Genomic DNA, 14,305 nt, shown 5'->3' on the forward strand with positions numbered 1-14,305 from the left:
GGCGTAATTCGGCTGTGGGTAGACGATAACTGCTTGAATCAACACCTGGTCGCCAGCGCCCAAGCAGAGATTGAGCCATTAGGCCCTGATCAAGGTATGAACCACGGTAGGTACGCTTACCCAATCAAAGAGTCGACCAAACGCTACATCGAACGTTATGGCATCCCCTATGGCAGTTGGTAGTGTCATCTGTAGTCGCTGGGCTGCGCAGCGGCCCTGCTGTTGAGGCGCTTATCGCAGTCTGCGCCAGCGACCACAGAGGTTCGTCGGTTAAGGTTTGGCCACGTGCCACACGTCTTTCATGCCATCACCCGCCATATCACCCGCTTTCGCGTCTTTTACAAAGGTGTACAGCGGCTTGCCGTCATAAGCCCACTGTTTAGAGCCGTCATCGCGTGTGACGATGCTCCACTTACCCATATTTTTGTGGTCTCCTTGCACCATCAATGGCGGCCAATTCTTGGCGCACGTGTCATTACACATCGATTTGCCGCCCGCATCTTTGTCGAAGGTGTAGAGCGTCATGCCGTTGTGGTCGACCAGCATCCCGTCCTTGGTCATCGCCGGATCAGCCGCAAACGCCAGCCCCGGCAAAGCCAATGCGGCAGCGACCAGTAATGCTTTTAGGGAAAAACTACTGTGAGTCATGGGAATCGTCCTTTTTGTGGTTGTACGATTTGAACTCAAAGCGTAGTTCACTAAGCTGCCAAGCGTGTTCCACCCCCAAAGCTGTCACACGACTGCAATAATTCCGTTATCTAATGCGCCACAAGACAGTTAAATGACACGAGGGTTACGGCATGGTTGGCAGGAGCATTTTGATCGTTGATGACGAGGCCCCGATCCGCGAGATGATCGCCGTGGCCTTGGAAATGGCTGGCTACGACTGCCTTGAAGCCGATAATGCCCAGGACGCCCATGCCATCATCGTGGACCGTAAACCTGATCTGATTCTGCTCGACTGGATGCTGCCGGGCGGCACGTCGGGTATCGAGTTGGCCCGCCGCCTCAAGCGCGAAGAGCTGACCAACGATATTCCGATCATCATGCTCACCGCCAAAGGCGAAGAGGACAACAAGATCCAGGGTCTGGAAGTGGGCGCTGATGATTACATCACTAAGCCTTTTTCCCCGCGTGAACTGGTGGCGCGCCTCAAGGCCGTGTTGCGCCGAGCAGGCCCGGCTGACAACGAGTCTCCGATTGAAATCGGCGGCTTACTGCTCGACCCCATCAGCCACCGTGTGACCATCGACGGCACCCCGGCTGAAATGGGCCCGACCGAATATCGCCTGCTGCAATTTTTCATGACCCACCAAGAACGCGCCTACACCCGCGGCCAACTGCTGGACCAGGTATGGGGCGGCAACGTATACGTTGAAGAGCGTACCGTGGACGTACACATCCGCCGCCTGCGCAAAGCCCTCGGCGAGGCTTACGAAAATCTGGTACAAACCGTGCGCGGCACCGGCTACCGGTTTTCCACGAAGGCTTAAAAGCAGCTGCAAGCTATCAGCCTCAAGCGGCAAGATTAAAGCGGCTCAGTCTTTAGCTTGAGGCTTGTAACTTGGCGCTCACAACAGGACTTGTGACCTTGAATCAAAATTGGCATGGCACTCTGATTCGTCATTTGTTGCTGTTGATCACCGGCTGTCTGTTAGTCGGGCTGATCAGTGGTTACTACGGCTGGAGCCTGGCCGTTGGCTTGGGCCTCTACCTAGGCTGGACCCTCAAACAATTGCTGCGTCTGCACGATTGGCTGCGCCATCACCAACCCGACGAAGCGCCGCCAGATGGTTATGGCCTGTGGGGTGATGTGTTTGACAGCATCTACAACCTGCAACGCCGCGACCAACGGGTACGCGGGCGCCTGCAAGCGGTGATCGACCGGGTGCAAGAGTCGACGGCCGCGCTCAAAGACGCGGTGGTGATGCTCGACAGCGATGGCAACCTCGAATGGTGGAACCGCGCCGCAGAGACCTTGCTGGGCCTCAAGACGCCGCAAGACAGTGGCCAGCCGGTCACCAACTTGGTGCGCCACCCACGCTTCAAGGAGTACTTCGAGAGCAACAACTACAACGAGCCGTTGGACATTCCTTCGCCGGTCAACGATCACCTGCGCATCCAGCTTTACATCACCCGCTATGGCAATAACGAGCACCTGATGCTCGTGCGCGACGTCACCCGCCTTCACCAGCTCGAACAAATGCGCAAAGACTTCATCGCCAACGTGTCCCATGAACTGCGCACACCATTGACGGTGATCTGCGGCTATTTAGAGACCCTGCTCGATAACGTCGAAGACGTGAACCCGCGCTGGAAACGCCCGCTGTCACAAATGCAGCAACAGGGCGAACGCATGCAGACGCTGCTCAACGACCTGCTGCTACTGGCCAAGCTCGAAGCCACTGACTACCCCTCGGACAACCAGCCCGTGCCCATTGACGCCTTGCTGCGCTCGATCAAAGGTGACGCGCAGGCCTTGTCCGGGCAGCGCAACCAAACCATTACCCTCGACGTTGAAACCGATGTCGCGCTAAAAGGCAGTGAAGCCGAGCTGCGCAGCGCGTTTTCCAACTTGGTATTCAACGCCGTCAAATACACCCCTGACGGGGGTTCCATTCGTATTCGCTGGTGGGCAGACCACTTGGGCGCACACCTGAGCGTGCAAGATTCGGGGGTGGGCATCGACAACAAGCACTTGCCACGCCTGACCGAGCGTTTCTATCGCGTTGACTCCAGCCGCAACGCCAACACTGGCGGCACAGGGCTGGGGCTGGCCATCGTCAAACACGTGCTGCTGCGCCATCGCGGGCATCTGGAAATCAGCAGCGTACTGGGCCACGGCAGCACCTTTACCTGCCAGTTCGCCCCGGCGCAGGTCATAAAACCGAACATCCGGGCGTCGATCCACTGACACATGTGGCAATAACCCACTAGGCAAGTGCCGCATCAGCCGCTACATTGCTCGGCCGGGGCCTGTTTTTCAGGCCCCGAGTCCATCCCCCCTATTCGCAATAACGGAACCCGTAAAACTCCATCATGGACCCTTCCCCTGGCTTGACCCTCGCAACACTCTTCGCCGATTTCGGCATGATTCTTTTTGCTCTGATCCTGGTTTTGCTCAACGGTTTTTTCGTTGCGGCTGAATTTGCCATGGTCAAACTGCGCTCGACCCGCGTCGAGGCCATCGCAGACGTGAACGGCTGGCGCGGACAGATCCTGCGCACCGTGCACAACCAACTCGACGCTTACCTGTCCGCCTGCCAGTTGGGCATTACGCTGGCATCGCTAGGCCTAGGCTGGGTCGGCGAGCCGGCGTTTGCGCACCTGCTTGAGCCACTGCTCGGCGCGCTGGGCGTTCAGTCGCCTGAAGTGATCAAGGGCGTATCGTTCTTTGCCGCCTTCTTCATCATTTCGTACCTGCACATCGTGGTCGGCGAACTGGCCCCTAAATCGTGGGCCATTCGCAAGCCAGAGGCGTTGTCCCTGTGGACCGCCGTGCCGCTGTACCTGTTCTATTGGGCCATGTACCCGGCGATTTACCTGCTTAACGCCAGCGCCAACACCATCTTGCGTATTGCTGGCCAAGGCGAGCCCGGCGCTCATCACGATCACGCCTACAGCCGCGAAGAACTCAAGCTCATCCTGCACTCCAGCCGTGGTCAAGATCCAAGCGACCAAGGCATGCGCGTACTGGCCTCAGCCGTTGAAATGGGCGAGCTGGAAGTGGTCGACTGGGCCAACTCCCGCGAAGACCTAGTAACCCTCGACTCCAAAGCCCCGCTCAAGGAAATCCTGGCGCTGTTCCGTCGTCACAAGTTCAGCCGCTACCCGGTCTACGACGCCCAAACAAACACCTTTTTGGGGCTGTTGCACATCAAGGATTTGCTGCTTGAACTGGCCGATCTTGAGCACTTGCCCGAGACCTTCAACCTTGAAGAACTGACCCGCCCACTGGAACGTGTGTCGCGCCACATGCCACTGTCGCAGCTGCTGGAGCAGTTCCGTAAAGGCGGCGCGCACTTTGCGCTGGTCGAAGAAGCTGACGGCAAAGTGGTCGGCTACCTGACCATGGAAGACGTACTCGAAGTGCTGGTGGGCGATATTCAGGACGAACACCGCAAGGCTGAGCGCGGCATCCTCTCGTACCAGCCGGGCAAACTGCTGGTGCGTGGCGACACGCCGCTATTCAAAATCGAGCGCCTGCTGGGCGTCGACCTGGACCACGTCGAGGCCGAAACCATTGCAGGGCTGATCTACGACACCCTCAAGCGTGTGCCCGAAGAAGAAGAGCAACTGGAAGTCGAAGGCCTGCGCATCATCATCAAAAAGATGAAAGGCCCGAAAATCGTATTGGCCAAAGTGCTTAAGCTCGACTGACACGATTTACGTAGCAGTTGCTGAGTTCAGCGAGGCTGCGTCCGGTGGCGAAGCCATCGTAAATTCAGGCTGCGTGGTCTTGCTGATAGAACACGTGCTTAGTCTTTGCGATCGCTGCGCAATCGGACGTAGCCTCGTCCCTCGGCAACGGCTACGAAACCTGCCCGCCCCTCCGATATTTCCCCGGCGAAAGCTGGCTGAAAGCAATCCCCTCTAGCATCCCGTCACCTCCGGCATAGACCGGCTCGCCTGACCGCCACTCGCGGCCAGTGCCTTGTGCACAACAATAAAAACGGTGATTGCTATGATGCTGACCTTCCTTGGCTTTGCCATGGTCATTACGTTCATGTACCTGATCATGACCAGGCGCTTGTCTGCCCTGATCGCGCTGATTCTTGTCCCTATCCTGTTCGCTATTTTCGGTGGTTTTGCCACCCAAATCGGCCCGATGATGCTCGCTGGCATCACCAAACTCGCCCCCACGGGCGTGATGCTGATGTTCGCCATCCTCTACTTCGCCCTGATGATCGACTCCGGGCTGTTTGACCCCGCCGTGCGCAAGATCCTCAAACTGGTCAAAGGTGACCCGCTCAAAATTTCGGTCGGGACCGCCGTACTGGCGCTGGTGGTGTCTCTGGACGGCGACGGCGCAACCACCTACATGATTTGCGTGGCGGCCATGCTGCCGCTCTACAGCCGCATTGGTATGAGCCCGAGGATCATGGCCGGCCTGATTATTCTGGCCGGTGGGGTAATGAACATGACCCCATGGGGCGGCCCGACTGCTCGTGCTGCCAGTGCGCTGCATGTCGACCCTTCCGATATTTTTGTGCCGATGATCCCGGCCATGTTCGCCGGGGTGCTGGCGATTCTGGCGATTGCCTGGTTTTACGGCAAACGTGAGCGCGCCCGTCTGGGTGAACTGCACGTGCAAGGCGACGAAATTGACCACAGCGAGATCAGCGTGTCGCAGTTCCCGGACGCTCGCCGTCCTAAGCTGATCTGGTTCAATGGTGCGCTGACCTTTGTGTTGATGGTCGCCTTGATAGCAGGCCTGCTGCCATTGCCGGTGTTGTTCATGGTCGCGTTCAGCATCGCCATGATCGTCAACTACCCGTGCCTGCAACAGCAAAAAGACCGCGTTGCAGCCCATGCGGGCAGCGTGTTAGCGGTGGTCGGCCTGATCTTCGCAGCCGGTATTTTCACCGGCATCCTGTCCGGCACGGGCATGGTCGATGCCATGTCGAAAAGCCTGCTGGGCGTGATCCCGCCTGCGCTGGGGCCTTATCTGGCGGTGATTACAGCGCTGGTGAGCATGCCGTTTACCTTCTTCATGTCTAACGACGCGTTCTACTACGGCGTATTGCCGGTCTTGGCCGAAGCCGCCAGCCATTACGGCATTACTGCCGTCGAAATGGCCCGTGCCTCGATTGTGGGGCAGCCGGTGCATTTGCTCAGCCCGCTGGTTCCATCGACCTACTTGCTGGTGGCGTTGGCCGGTATCGAGTTTGGCGAGCACCAGCGTTTCACCCTCAAATGGGCGATTCTGGTGTGCTTGTGCATCTTGGTCGCGGCACTGCTGCTGGGCACCTTCCCGCTGTACAGCACCCTTTAATCGATTCTTGTAGCCGCTGCCGAAGGCAACGCAGCCTGCGGCAGCGGCTACAGGTTTATGTTTCACACATGTTTCAACGCCCAGCCAGCTATGCAATGCTGGCGCTCTGCTCAATTTCCGTCTACAGCTTAAGAAACATCTGTAAGAACGGTCTGCAGCTATTTGATCCTTCGAAATTTCCTACACAGGGAGCCAGCATGCTGACCCTGCTCAATCTGCTTTCCGCTGTTGCCCTGCTTATTTGGGGCACGCACATCGTGCGAACCGGCATCTTGCGGGTCTACGGCACTAACCTGCGTCATGTCATCGGGCAGAACGTGTCCAAACGCATGCTGGCTTTTGTCGCCGGTATTGTGGTCACGGCCATGGTGCAGAGCAGCAACGCCACCGCCATGCTGGTCACCTCTTTTGTTGGCCAAGGCTTGATGGCGCTCACGCCTGCGCTAGCGACCATGCTGGGGGCCGACGTCGGCACCGCGCTGATGGCCCGCGTGCTGACCTTCGATCTCTCGTGGCTGTCGCCGCTGCTGATTTTTCTGGGTGTGATCTTTTTCCTGTCGCGCAAACAAACCCGCGCAGGCCAACTGGGCCGCGTTGGGATTGGCTTAGGCCTGATTATTCTGGCGCTGCAACTGATCGTCGAAGCTGCCGCGCCCATCACCCATGCGCAAGGCGTGAAGGTGATTTTTGCCTCGCTGACCGGTGACCTGCTGCTCGACGCCTTGGTCGGTGCACTGTTTGCGATGGTCTCGTACTCAAGCCTGGCCGCCGTGCTGCTAACCGCCACATTAGCCGGCGCCGGGGTGATCAGCTTGCCGGTCGCGATTGGCCTGGTGATCGGGGCCAACATCGGCAGCGGTGTGCTGGCGTTTCTGAGTACCAGCATGCAGAACGCCGCCGGCCGCCAAGTGGCACTCGGCAGCCTGCTGTACAAACTGATTGGCCTGGTGTTAATCACGCCTGTGCTCACGCCGCTGGTGAACTGGATGGACACCCTGAGCTTCAGCGCCCAAGAACTGGTGATCGGCTTTCACTTGCTCTACAACACCAGCCGCTGTTTCTTGCTATTGCCGACCGTGGCCCCCATGGCCCGACTGTGCGCTTGGCTATTGCCGGAGCGTGAGCAACTCAACGCCAGCATAAAACCTCGCCACCTCGACCCGGCAGCCCTGGACACACCGAGCCTAGCGCTGACCAATGCCGTGCGTGAAACCCTGCGCATTGGCGACCTGATCGACACCATGTTGGTCAATATGCTCGACGTTTTGCGTGGCAAACAAACGTCCATGACTCAACAAATGCGTACCCTCAGCGATGACGTCGAAGTGCTGTACAGCGCGGTCAAACTGTACTTGGCGCAAATGCCTCGCGAGGACTTGGGCGAGCACGACAGTCGGCGCTGGGCTGAAATCATTGAGTTGGCGATCAACCTCAAACTCGCCAGCGACCTCATCGAACGCATGCTGCGTAAAGTCCAGCAGCAAAAAACCTCGCAGCGCCGCTCGTTTTCAGAGACAGGGCTTGAGGAGTTGGTAGGCCTGCAAACGCAGTTGATCGAAAACCTGCGCTTGGGCCTGACGGTGTTCTTAAACGCCGACCCGGAAAGCGCACGCCAATTGCTGCGTGAAAAACGCCGCTTTCGCGCTCAGGAACGGCGCCTGGCCCACAACCACGTGAAACGCCTGCAACTCAAAATCACCCAAAGTATCGAAACCAGTTCCATGCACCTGGAACTGATTGCCGACATGCAGCGCCTTAACTCACTGTTTTGCGGCAGCGCCTACGTAGTGCTCGAAAACACCGACACGGGCGCCCTAGAACCCGATAACAGCATCGACACCGTGCATTCGCCTTGAACGTTGCACGCAGGGCTGGTGTCAGTCTGTTAACAGCGTCTAACCTGCACAGGCTGGATCAGGGATTCAGGGATAAAGGGACTTTTTATGCGTTGCCTGCTGTTCATCTGCTTGCTGCTTGGTGCAGCTCAGAGCTTTGCCCTCGACCGCTACAGCGTTGAGGGATACCAACTACCAAATGGACTGCAACTGATCCTCAAGCCCGGTTATGAACGTGGGCATGTGTCCATTCGCTTAGTGGTCGGCGTGGGCCTGGATGACTTCAGTTGCGGCGACCAACAACTGCCACATTTGCTGGAACACCTGTTGTTCAGCGGCATTGACGACACCGGCGAAGGCGGCCTGGAGGAGCGCATGCAGGCGCTGGGTGGCGAATGGAACGCCTACACCAGCCACGCCGACACCACGTTTGTGATCGAAGCCCCGGCGAAAAACCAACGCAAAATCCTCGACCTGCTGCTAAGCCTGCTGACCCGCACGCAACTGACTGAACAGCGCATCAGTGAGGCCAAACACGTGGTTGAGCGCGAAGACGGCGGTCATTACTCGCACTTGCAGCGCTGGCTCGACCGCCAAGACCTAGGCCACAGCGCCAGCAACCAATTGGCCGTTGAATTGGGCCTCAAATGCGCCGAACGTGCCGAGGTGCATGCCCTCACACGCCAACAGCTCGAAGCCGTGCGCTCCACCTGGTACGCCCCCAACAACATGACCTTGATTGTGGTCGGTGACCTTGACCGCTTGCTGCCCGCTTATCTGGAGCGCACGTACGGCGCACTCGAGCCGGTTGAACCCAGCGAGCACCTGCCGCTACCAGACATCGAAGCCAAAGCCGATACCGAACGCACCTTGATGCGCGGTGTGGTGGGCGACACGGCCAAACTGCACTGGTTGTTACCGGAACCCGTCATCGACGACCAGAGCGATGAAACCTGGGACCTGCTGCGTGATTACCTGGAGTGGGCGTTGTACAGCGAACTGCGGCTCAAGCACGGTTTGTCTTACGGACCCTGGGCCGAGCGTGAAGTGTTTGGCGGCGTCGGCTTTTTAAGCTTGAATGCCGACCTCGCCCGCGATGACGTGTCCAAGGCCGAACAGGTCATGGCGCAACTCAAGGCGCACTTACTCAAGGACGGCCTTGACCCTGAAGTCTTTGCCCGCCTCAAAAACGCAGCCGTGGTGCGCCAGGCCTGGGCCGTACAGGGCAACAGTGCACTGGCCGACTACTACTGGAGCGCCTTGGGCGACTACGACAAAGGCCGCTTCGCCGACCCGTCCAAACGCTTACAGGCCGTGTCGCTTGAACAAGCCAATGCCGCGCTGCGCCAATTGTTCGCTGAACCCGGCTACGTACGCATCGAAAAACCCTTGTTCAGCTACAACACCCTGAGCGTGGCAATTGGCGTGGTGCTGCTCTTACTGTTACTGATTGCCGTGGGCTGGCGCGTCTGGCGTCGGCGTTAAGCTTTAATTGCCCGAGTCTGAAACTGTTTGATACCGTAAAATCATTGCCAAATTCGCGGCTGATCCATCAGCCGCCAGCGTGCGGAGAATTCATCGTGAGTGATCGTTCCAATCCTTGGCAACTGCAGACCATCGTCAGCCAGTTGCGCACCGCCCGTAATCAGTGGCGTACGCAAAACGGGCGTGTCAGCGGTGAGTTGGGAGGCCGTGAGCTGCCGTCGCGTGCCGCGATGGCCGAGATTCTTGAAGCCCTGTGCGGCGCTTTGTTCCCGATGCGTCTAGGCCCAGTGGACCTGCGCGAAGAGAGCGAAGACTTCTACGTCGGACACACGCTGGACGTAGCACTCAACGCGCTGCTGAGACAAGCACGGCTGGAATTGCGCTATGCCGCGCGCCAAGCGGGCCTGCCGGACGACGGTGTCGATGCTACGGCGACCATCTTGATCCAAGACTTTGCCTTAGCGTTGCCACGTTTGCGCAGCATCCTGGACACCGACGTGCTGGCCGCCTACCACGGCGATCCGGCGGCGCGCAGTGTTGATGAAGTGTTGTTGTGCTACCCGGGGATTCTGGCGGTGATTCATCACCGACTGGCGCACCACATGTACCGTGCCGGGTTGCCGTTGCTGGCGCGCATCAGCGCTGAAATCGCGCACTCATCCACGGGGATCGACATCCACCCTGGCGCGCAGATTGGCCGCAGCTTCTTTATCGACCATGGAACGGGCGTTGTGATTGGTGAAACCGCGATCATCGGCGAACGTGTGCGTATCTACCAGGCTGTGACCTTGGGCGCAAAACGCTTCCCGGCGGACGAATCAGGCCAACTGCAAAAAGGCCACCCGCGCCATCCGATTGTTGAAGACGACGTGGTGATCTATGCCGGGGCGACCATTCTGGGGCGCATCACCATCGGCAAAGGGTCGACCATCGGCGGTAACGTCTGGCTCACACGCAGCGTGCCAGCGGGTTGCAACCTGACCCAAGCCAACCTGCAACACGATGACGGCACACAGAAGTAAGAGGATTTCGTAGCAGTTGCCGAGCCTGCGAGGCTACGTCCGATTGCGAAGCGATCGTAAACACTAAGCGCATGGTTTAACTGACATACCGCAGCGCCGGACGTAGCCTCGCAGGCTCGGCAACTGCTACGAGGCTTCGTCTAGCGCGCTTTACGCACGCCTTCTGCCAGTGCCGCGCACAAGCTCAGCACGCCATCCACTGCCTGCTCAGGCGTGGCCGCATTTTCAATCTTGTCGATCAACGCCGAGCCCACCACGACACCGTCCGCGAGTCGCGCAATGGCGGCTGCTTGCTCCGGGGTGCGAATCCCGAAACCAACGCTGATCGGCAAGTCGGTGTGACGACGCAGTCGCGCAATCGCTTCGCTCACTTGTTCGGTGGTCGCAGAACCTGCACCCGTTACGCCAGCAACCGACACGTAGTAGACGAAACCCGAGCTGCCGTTGAGCACTTTAGGCAGGCGCACGTCGTCGGTGGTCGGGGTGGTCAGGCGGATAAAGTCCAGGCCTGCCGCTTGCGCCGGGTCGCACAGCTCTGAGTTGTGCTCCGGCGGCATGTCGACCACGATCAGGCCGTCCACACCGGCTGCCTTGGCGTCAGCGATGAATGCAGGCACCCCGTAATGGTGGATCGGGTTGAAGTAGCCCATGAGCACCAGCGGCGTGTCGGTGTTGTCTTCACGGAACTCGCGGACCATTTGCAGGGTTTTTGCCAAATTCTGTTTGGCACCCAGCGCACGAATGTTGGCCAACTGAATCGCTGGACCATCCGCCATCGGATCGGTGAAGGGCATGCCCAGCTCGATCACGTCAGCGCCCGCAGCAGGCAGGCCCTTGAGAATCGCCAGCGAGGTGGCGTAGTCCGGGTCACCGGCAGTGACGAACGTGACCAGTGCGGCGCGGTTCTGTTCTTTGAGTTCGGCAAAACGCGTTTGCAGGCGGCTCATCAGTGTTTCTCCTGCTGAGAATGCTCTTGTAGAGAGTGTTCGGCGTGGTGCATCACGGTTTGCATGTCTTTATCACCTCGGCCAGACAGGTTTACTACCATCAGGTGATCGGCTGGCAGGGTGGGTGCACGTTTGAAAACCTCGGCCAGCGCGTGGGCGCTTTCAAGTGCCGGGATGATGCCTTCAAGGCGGCAGCATTTGTGGAACGCATCCAGGGCTTCTGCGTCAGTTACCGAGGTGTATTCAACCCGGCCAATGTCGTGCAACCACGCGTGTTCCGGGCCAATACCTGGGTAGTCCAGGCCCGCCGAGATGGAGTGGGCGTCGATGATCTGGCCATCGTCGTCTTGCAGCAGGAAAGTACGGTTGCCGTGCAACACGCCCGGCTCGCCGCCATTGAGGCTGGCCGCGTGTTTGCCGGTTTCAATGCCGTAGCCGGCCGCTTCAACGCCGATGATCTCGACGCTGGTGTCATCCAGGAACGGATGGAACAGGCCCATCGCGTTGGAACCACCACCGATGCACGCCACTAGGCTGTCTGGCAGGCGGCCTTCCTGGGCTTGCATCTGGTCGCGGGTTTCCTTGCCGATCACAGCCTGGAAATCGCGCACCATCGCAGGGTAAGGGTGTGGCCCCGCCACGGTACCGATCAGGTAGAACGTGCTGTCGACGTTGGTCACCCAGTCGCGCAACGCTTCGTTCATCGCGTCCTTGAGGGTGCCCGTGCCAGCTACGACCGGAATCACTTCGGCGCCCAGCAGTTTCATACGGAACACGTTGGCCTGTTGGCGCTCGATGTCGGTGGTGCCCATGTAGATCACGCATTGCAGGCCAAAACGCGCAGCAACGGTGGCAGTGGCCACGCCGTGCATGCCCGCGCCGGTCTCGGCGATGATGCGTTTTTTGCCCATGCGCCGCGCCAGCAAAATCTGGCCGATGCAGTTGTTGATCTTGTGCGCGCCGGTGTGGTTCAGCTCTTCGCGCTTGAGGTAGATCTTGGCGCCACCACAGAATTCGGTCAGGCGCTCGGCGAAGTACAGCGGGCTTGGACGGCCCACGTAGTCGCGTTGGAAGTAAGCTAGCTCTTTAATGAACTCGGGGTCGGTCTTGGCCAGTTCGTATTCACGGTCCAGGTCAAGGATCAGTGGCATCAGGGTTTCAGCGACGTAACGGCCGCCAAATAAGCCGAACAGGCCATTGTCGTCCGGGCCGTTACGCAAGGTGGATTGAGTCATGTGACGCTCCAGGTAAAGAGGTGCGAAGGTCGATGGGCCTGACTTTACCCGCGACAGCACAGGATTAAAACCGATAAGATCGCCGCGACCTGTCAGGAAAACTCACATATACCATGAGCCGTGACCTTCCCCCTCTAAACGCCCTGCGCGCGTTTGAAGCCACCGCCCGCCTGAACAGCGTGAGCCAGGCGGCTGAACAGCTTAACGTCACGCACGGCGCCGTTAGTCGGCAACTCAAAGTGCTTGAAGAACACTTGGGCGTGAATCTGTTCGTTAAGGAAGGTCGCGGCCTGAAACTCACAGAGGCTGGTATTCGCCTGCGCGATGCCAGCGCAGAAGCCTTCGACCGCCTGCGTAACGTATGCACTGAACTCACGCAACGCCATATCGACGCACCCTTTGTGCTTGGCTGTTCGGGCAGTTTGCTCGCACGCTGGTTTATTCCACGCTTGGGCCGTTTGAATGCGGACTTGCCCGACCTGCGCCTGCACCTGTCGGCCGGAGAAGGTGACTTGGACCCGCGCCGCCCTGGGCTAGACGCCCTGCTGGTGTTTGCAGAGCCGCCATGGCCCGCCGACATGCAGGTGTACGAATTGGCCAGCGAGCGCATCGGCCCGGTGCTGAGCCCGCGTTATGCCCATTACCCACGCTTGTGTCAGGCACCCGTCAGCGCCCTGCTGGATGAGCCTTTACTGCATACCACCTCGCGGCCACAAGCATGGCCAAGCTGGGCACAACAAAACGCTATCGACGCCAATGACTTGAAATATGGGCAGGGCTTTGAGCACTTGTATTACTTGCTCGAAGCGGCGGTGGCGGGATTGGGGGTTGCGATTGCCCCCGAGCCGTTGGTGGCTGAAGACCTGCGGGCCGGTCGCCTGGCTGCGCCGTGGGGCTTCAAGGAAACCCCGGCACAGCTGGCGTTATGGCTACCTAAGCGCGCCGCAGACGGGCGCGCTCGGCAACTGGCGCAATGGCTCAAGGCTGAGCTTGCGCGTGGCGCGGTTTAGTTACCGCGCTTGCACAGTACAAATGCTGCCAACAGACCCAGTGCGCCAATCGCAACCCCTGCCGTGGCATACGGATGCTCTTGAGCGTATTCACGGGTAGCAATCGCGGTTTCGCGCGTCTTGTCTTTCACTTCTTCGTACGCGTCGGTGAGCAGATGGCGCGAGTGCTTCAGTGCGTTCTCAGCGTTATTTTTGAGAGCACCAAGGGTTTTCTTGGACTCGTCGGAAGCGTCGTGCTTAAGGCTTTCCAGAGACTTGAGCAGGCTCTCGATCTCTGCTTCCATGCTTTGCAATGAGGCTTTACGTAGGGAATTGCTAGCCATTAGGGCTCTCCTGCATTGATGAGTGAGGGTGCGTGTTAAGTCCGACTCCGGCGTTTCTCAAAAGTGCAAAAAACCTGAACTTTTCCTTTTGAACAACCCACGAAGTATTGAGCAGATTCGCTGCTAGGCTTTGATCTACGACAAAAGGAGAACGTTATGTCTGACCATCACACCTACAAGAAAATCGAACTCGTAGGCTCGTCCCCGAGCAGCATAGAAGACGCCATCGCTAATGCACTGGCCGAGGCCAACAAAAGCATCAAACACTTGGAATGGTTTGAAGTCATCGACACCCGCGGGCACATCAAAGACGGCAAGGTGGCGCACTACCAGGTCACGCTCAAGGTCGGTTTCCGGATTGCCAGCAGCTAAGAAACAGAAAGTCTTTTTGAACTTACGGACTGGCCGTTTGCCATAAAGTCCGCTACACCGTCTGGGTGCGACGTGGTCAAG

General features: G+C 58.7%; 13 protein-coding genes and 1 pseudogene. 10 read left to right on the plus strand and 4 right to left on the minus strand.

Annotated elements, in window-relative coordinates; genetic code table 11:
- Nucleotides 1-183: pseudogene (locus tag B347_RS24770) on the plus strand (DUF2931 family protein); the annotation flags it as partial.
- Between the two features lie 87 nt (nucleotides 184-270).
- Here the strand turns inward: B347_RS24770 and B347_RS0108235 are convergent.
- Complete coding sequence (locus B347_RS0108235) at nucleotides 271-648, minus strand: COG4315 family predicted lipoprotein (protein ID WP_019409225.1); 378 nt, start codon at nucleotides 646-648, stop codon at nucleotides 271-273.
- Between the two features lie 152 nt (nucleotides 649-800).
- Between B347_RS0108235 and phoB the strand changes: the two genes are divergently transcribed.
- The 7 genes from phoB to epsC all read left to right on the plus strand — a co-directional run bounded on the left by phoB (nucleotide 801) and on the right by epsC (nucleotide 10,337).
- A complete protein-coding gene (phoB, locus tag B347_RS0108240) occupies nucleotides 801-1,493 on the plus strand; it encodes a phosphate regulon transcriptional regulator PhoB (RefSeq protein WP_019409226.1) in 693 nt (230 codons plus the stop codon).
- 98 nt (nucleotides 1,494-1,591) lie between these two features.
- The gene (gene phoR, locus B347_RS0108245) at nucleotides 1,592-2,914 is read left to right on the plus strand and encodes a phosphate regulon sensor histidine kinase PhoR (protein ID WP_026014065.1); all 1,323 of its coding nucleotides are present in this window, start codon (nucleotides 1,592-1,594) and stop codon (nucleotides 2,912-2,914) included.
- 125 nt (nucleotides 2,915-3,039) lie between these two features.
- Nucleotides 3,040-4,380 carry a hemolysin family protein gene (locus tag B347_RS0108250; protein ID WP_019409228.1) on the plus strand — a complete coding sequence of 447 codons (1,341 nt, stop codon included), beginning with the start codon at nucleotides 3,040-3,042 and terminating at the stop codon, nucleotides 4,378-4,380.
- A gap of 307 nt (nucleotides 4,381-4,687) precedes the next feature.
- Nucleotides 4,688-5,995 carry a CitMHS family transporter gene (locus tag B347_RS0108255; RefSeq protein ID WP_026014066.1) on the plus strand — a complete coding sequence of 436 codons (1,308 nt, stop codon included), beginning with the start codon at nucleotides 4,688-4,690 and terminating at the stop codon, nucleotides 5,993-5,995.
- 197 nt (nucleotides 5,996-6,192) lie between these two features.
- Nucleotides 6,193-7,851, plus strand: coding sequence for a Na/Pi cotransporter family protein (locus tag B347_RS0108260; protein ID WP_019409230.1), 1,659 nt, complete (start codon nucleotides 6,193-6,195; stop codon nucleotides 7,849-7,851).
- Nucleotides 7,852-7,938: 87 nt separating this feature from the next.
- A complete protein-coding gene (locus tag B347_RS0108265) occupies nucleotides 7,939-9,315 on the plus strand; it encodes a M16 family metallopeptidase (protein ID WP_019409231.1) in 1,377 nt (458 codons plus the stop codon).
- A gap of 95 nt (nucleotides 9,316-9,410) precedes the next feature.
- Nucleotides 9,411-10,337 (plus strand): serine O-acetyltransferase EpsC, encoded by a 927-nt coding sequence (epsC, locus tag B347_RS0108270; protein ID WP_019409232.1) that lies wholly within the window; start codon nucleotides 9,411-9,413, stop codon nucleotides 10,335-10,337.
- 140 nt (nucleotides 10,338-10,477) lie between these two features.
- On the opposite strand, the gene trpA is transcribed toward epsC, so the two are convergent.
- Nucleotides 10,478-11,284: a tryptophan synthase subunit alpha gene (trpA, locus tag B347_RS0108275; protein WP_019409233.1), complete on the minus strand. Its 807-nt coding sequence runs from the start codon at nucleotides 11,282-11,284 to the stop codon at nucleotides 10,478-10,480.
- Nucleotides 11,284-12,519 carry a tryptophan synthase subunit beta gene (gene trpB / locus B347_RS0108280; RefSeq protein WP_019409234.1) on the minus strand — a complete coding sequence of 412 codons (1,236 nt, stop codon included), beginning with the start codon at nucleotides 12,517-12,519 and terminating at the stop codon, nucleotides 11,284-11,286. The genes trpA and trpB overlap by 1 nt, the downstream gene beginning before the upstream one ends.
- A gap of 113 nt (nucleotides 12,520-12,632) precedes the next feature.
- Here trpB and B347_RS0108285 point away from each other — a divergent pair, with 113 nt between their 5' ends.
- A complete protein-coding gene (locus B347_RS0108285) occupies nucleotides 12,633-13,529 on the plus strand; it encodes a LysR family transcriptional regulator (protein WP_019409235.1) in 897 nt (298 codons plus the stop codon).
- Here B347_RS0108285 and B347_RS0108290 read toward each other — a convergent pair.
- Nucleotides 13,526-13,852, minus strand: a complete 327-nt coding sequence (locus B347_RS0108290) for a DUF883 family protein (RefSeq protein WP_019409236.1) — start codon at nucleotides 13,850-13,852, stop codon at nucleotides 13,526-13,528. The two genes, B347_RS0108285 and B347_RS0108290, sit on opposite strands and share 4 nt — an antisense overlap.
- A 156-nt stretch (nucleotides 13,853-14,008) precedes the next feature.
- On the opposite strand from B347_RS0108290, the gene B347_RS0108295 reads away from it, so the two are divergent.
- The gene (locus tag B347_RS0108295; protein WP_019409237.1) at nucleotides 14,009-14,224 is read left to right on the plus strand and encodes a dodecin; all 216 of its coding nucleotides are present in this window, start codon (nucleotides 14,009-14,011) and stop codon (nucleotides 14,222-14,224) included.
- Nucleotides 14,225-14,305: the final 81 nt, after the last annotated feature.

The sequence above is a fragment of the Pseudomonas psychrophila HA-4 genome (assembly GCF_000282975.1).
Lineage (GTDB): Bacteria > Pseudomonadota > Gammaproteobacteria > Pseudomonadales > Pseudomonadaceae > Aquipseudomonas > Aquipseudomonas psychrophila_A.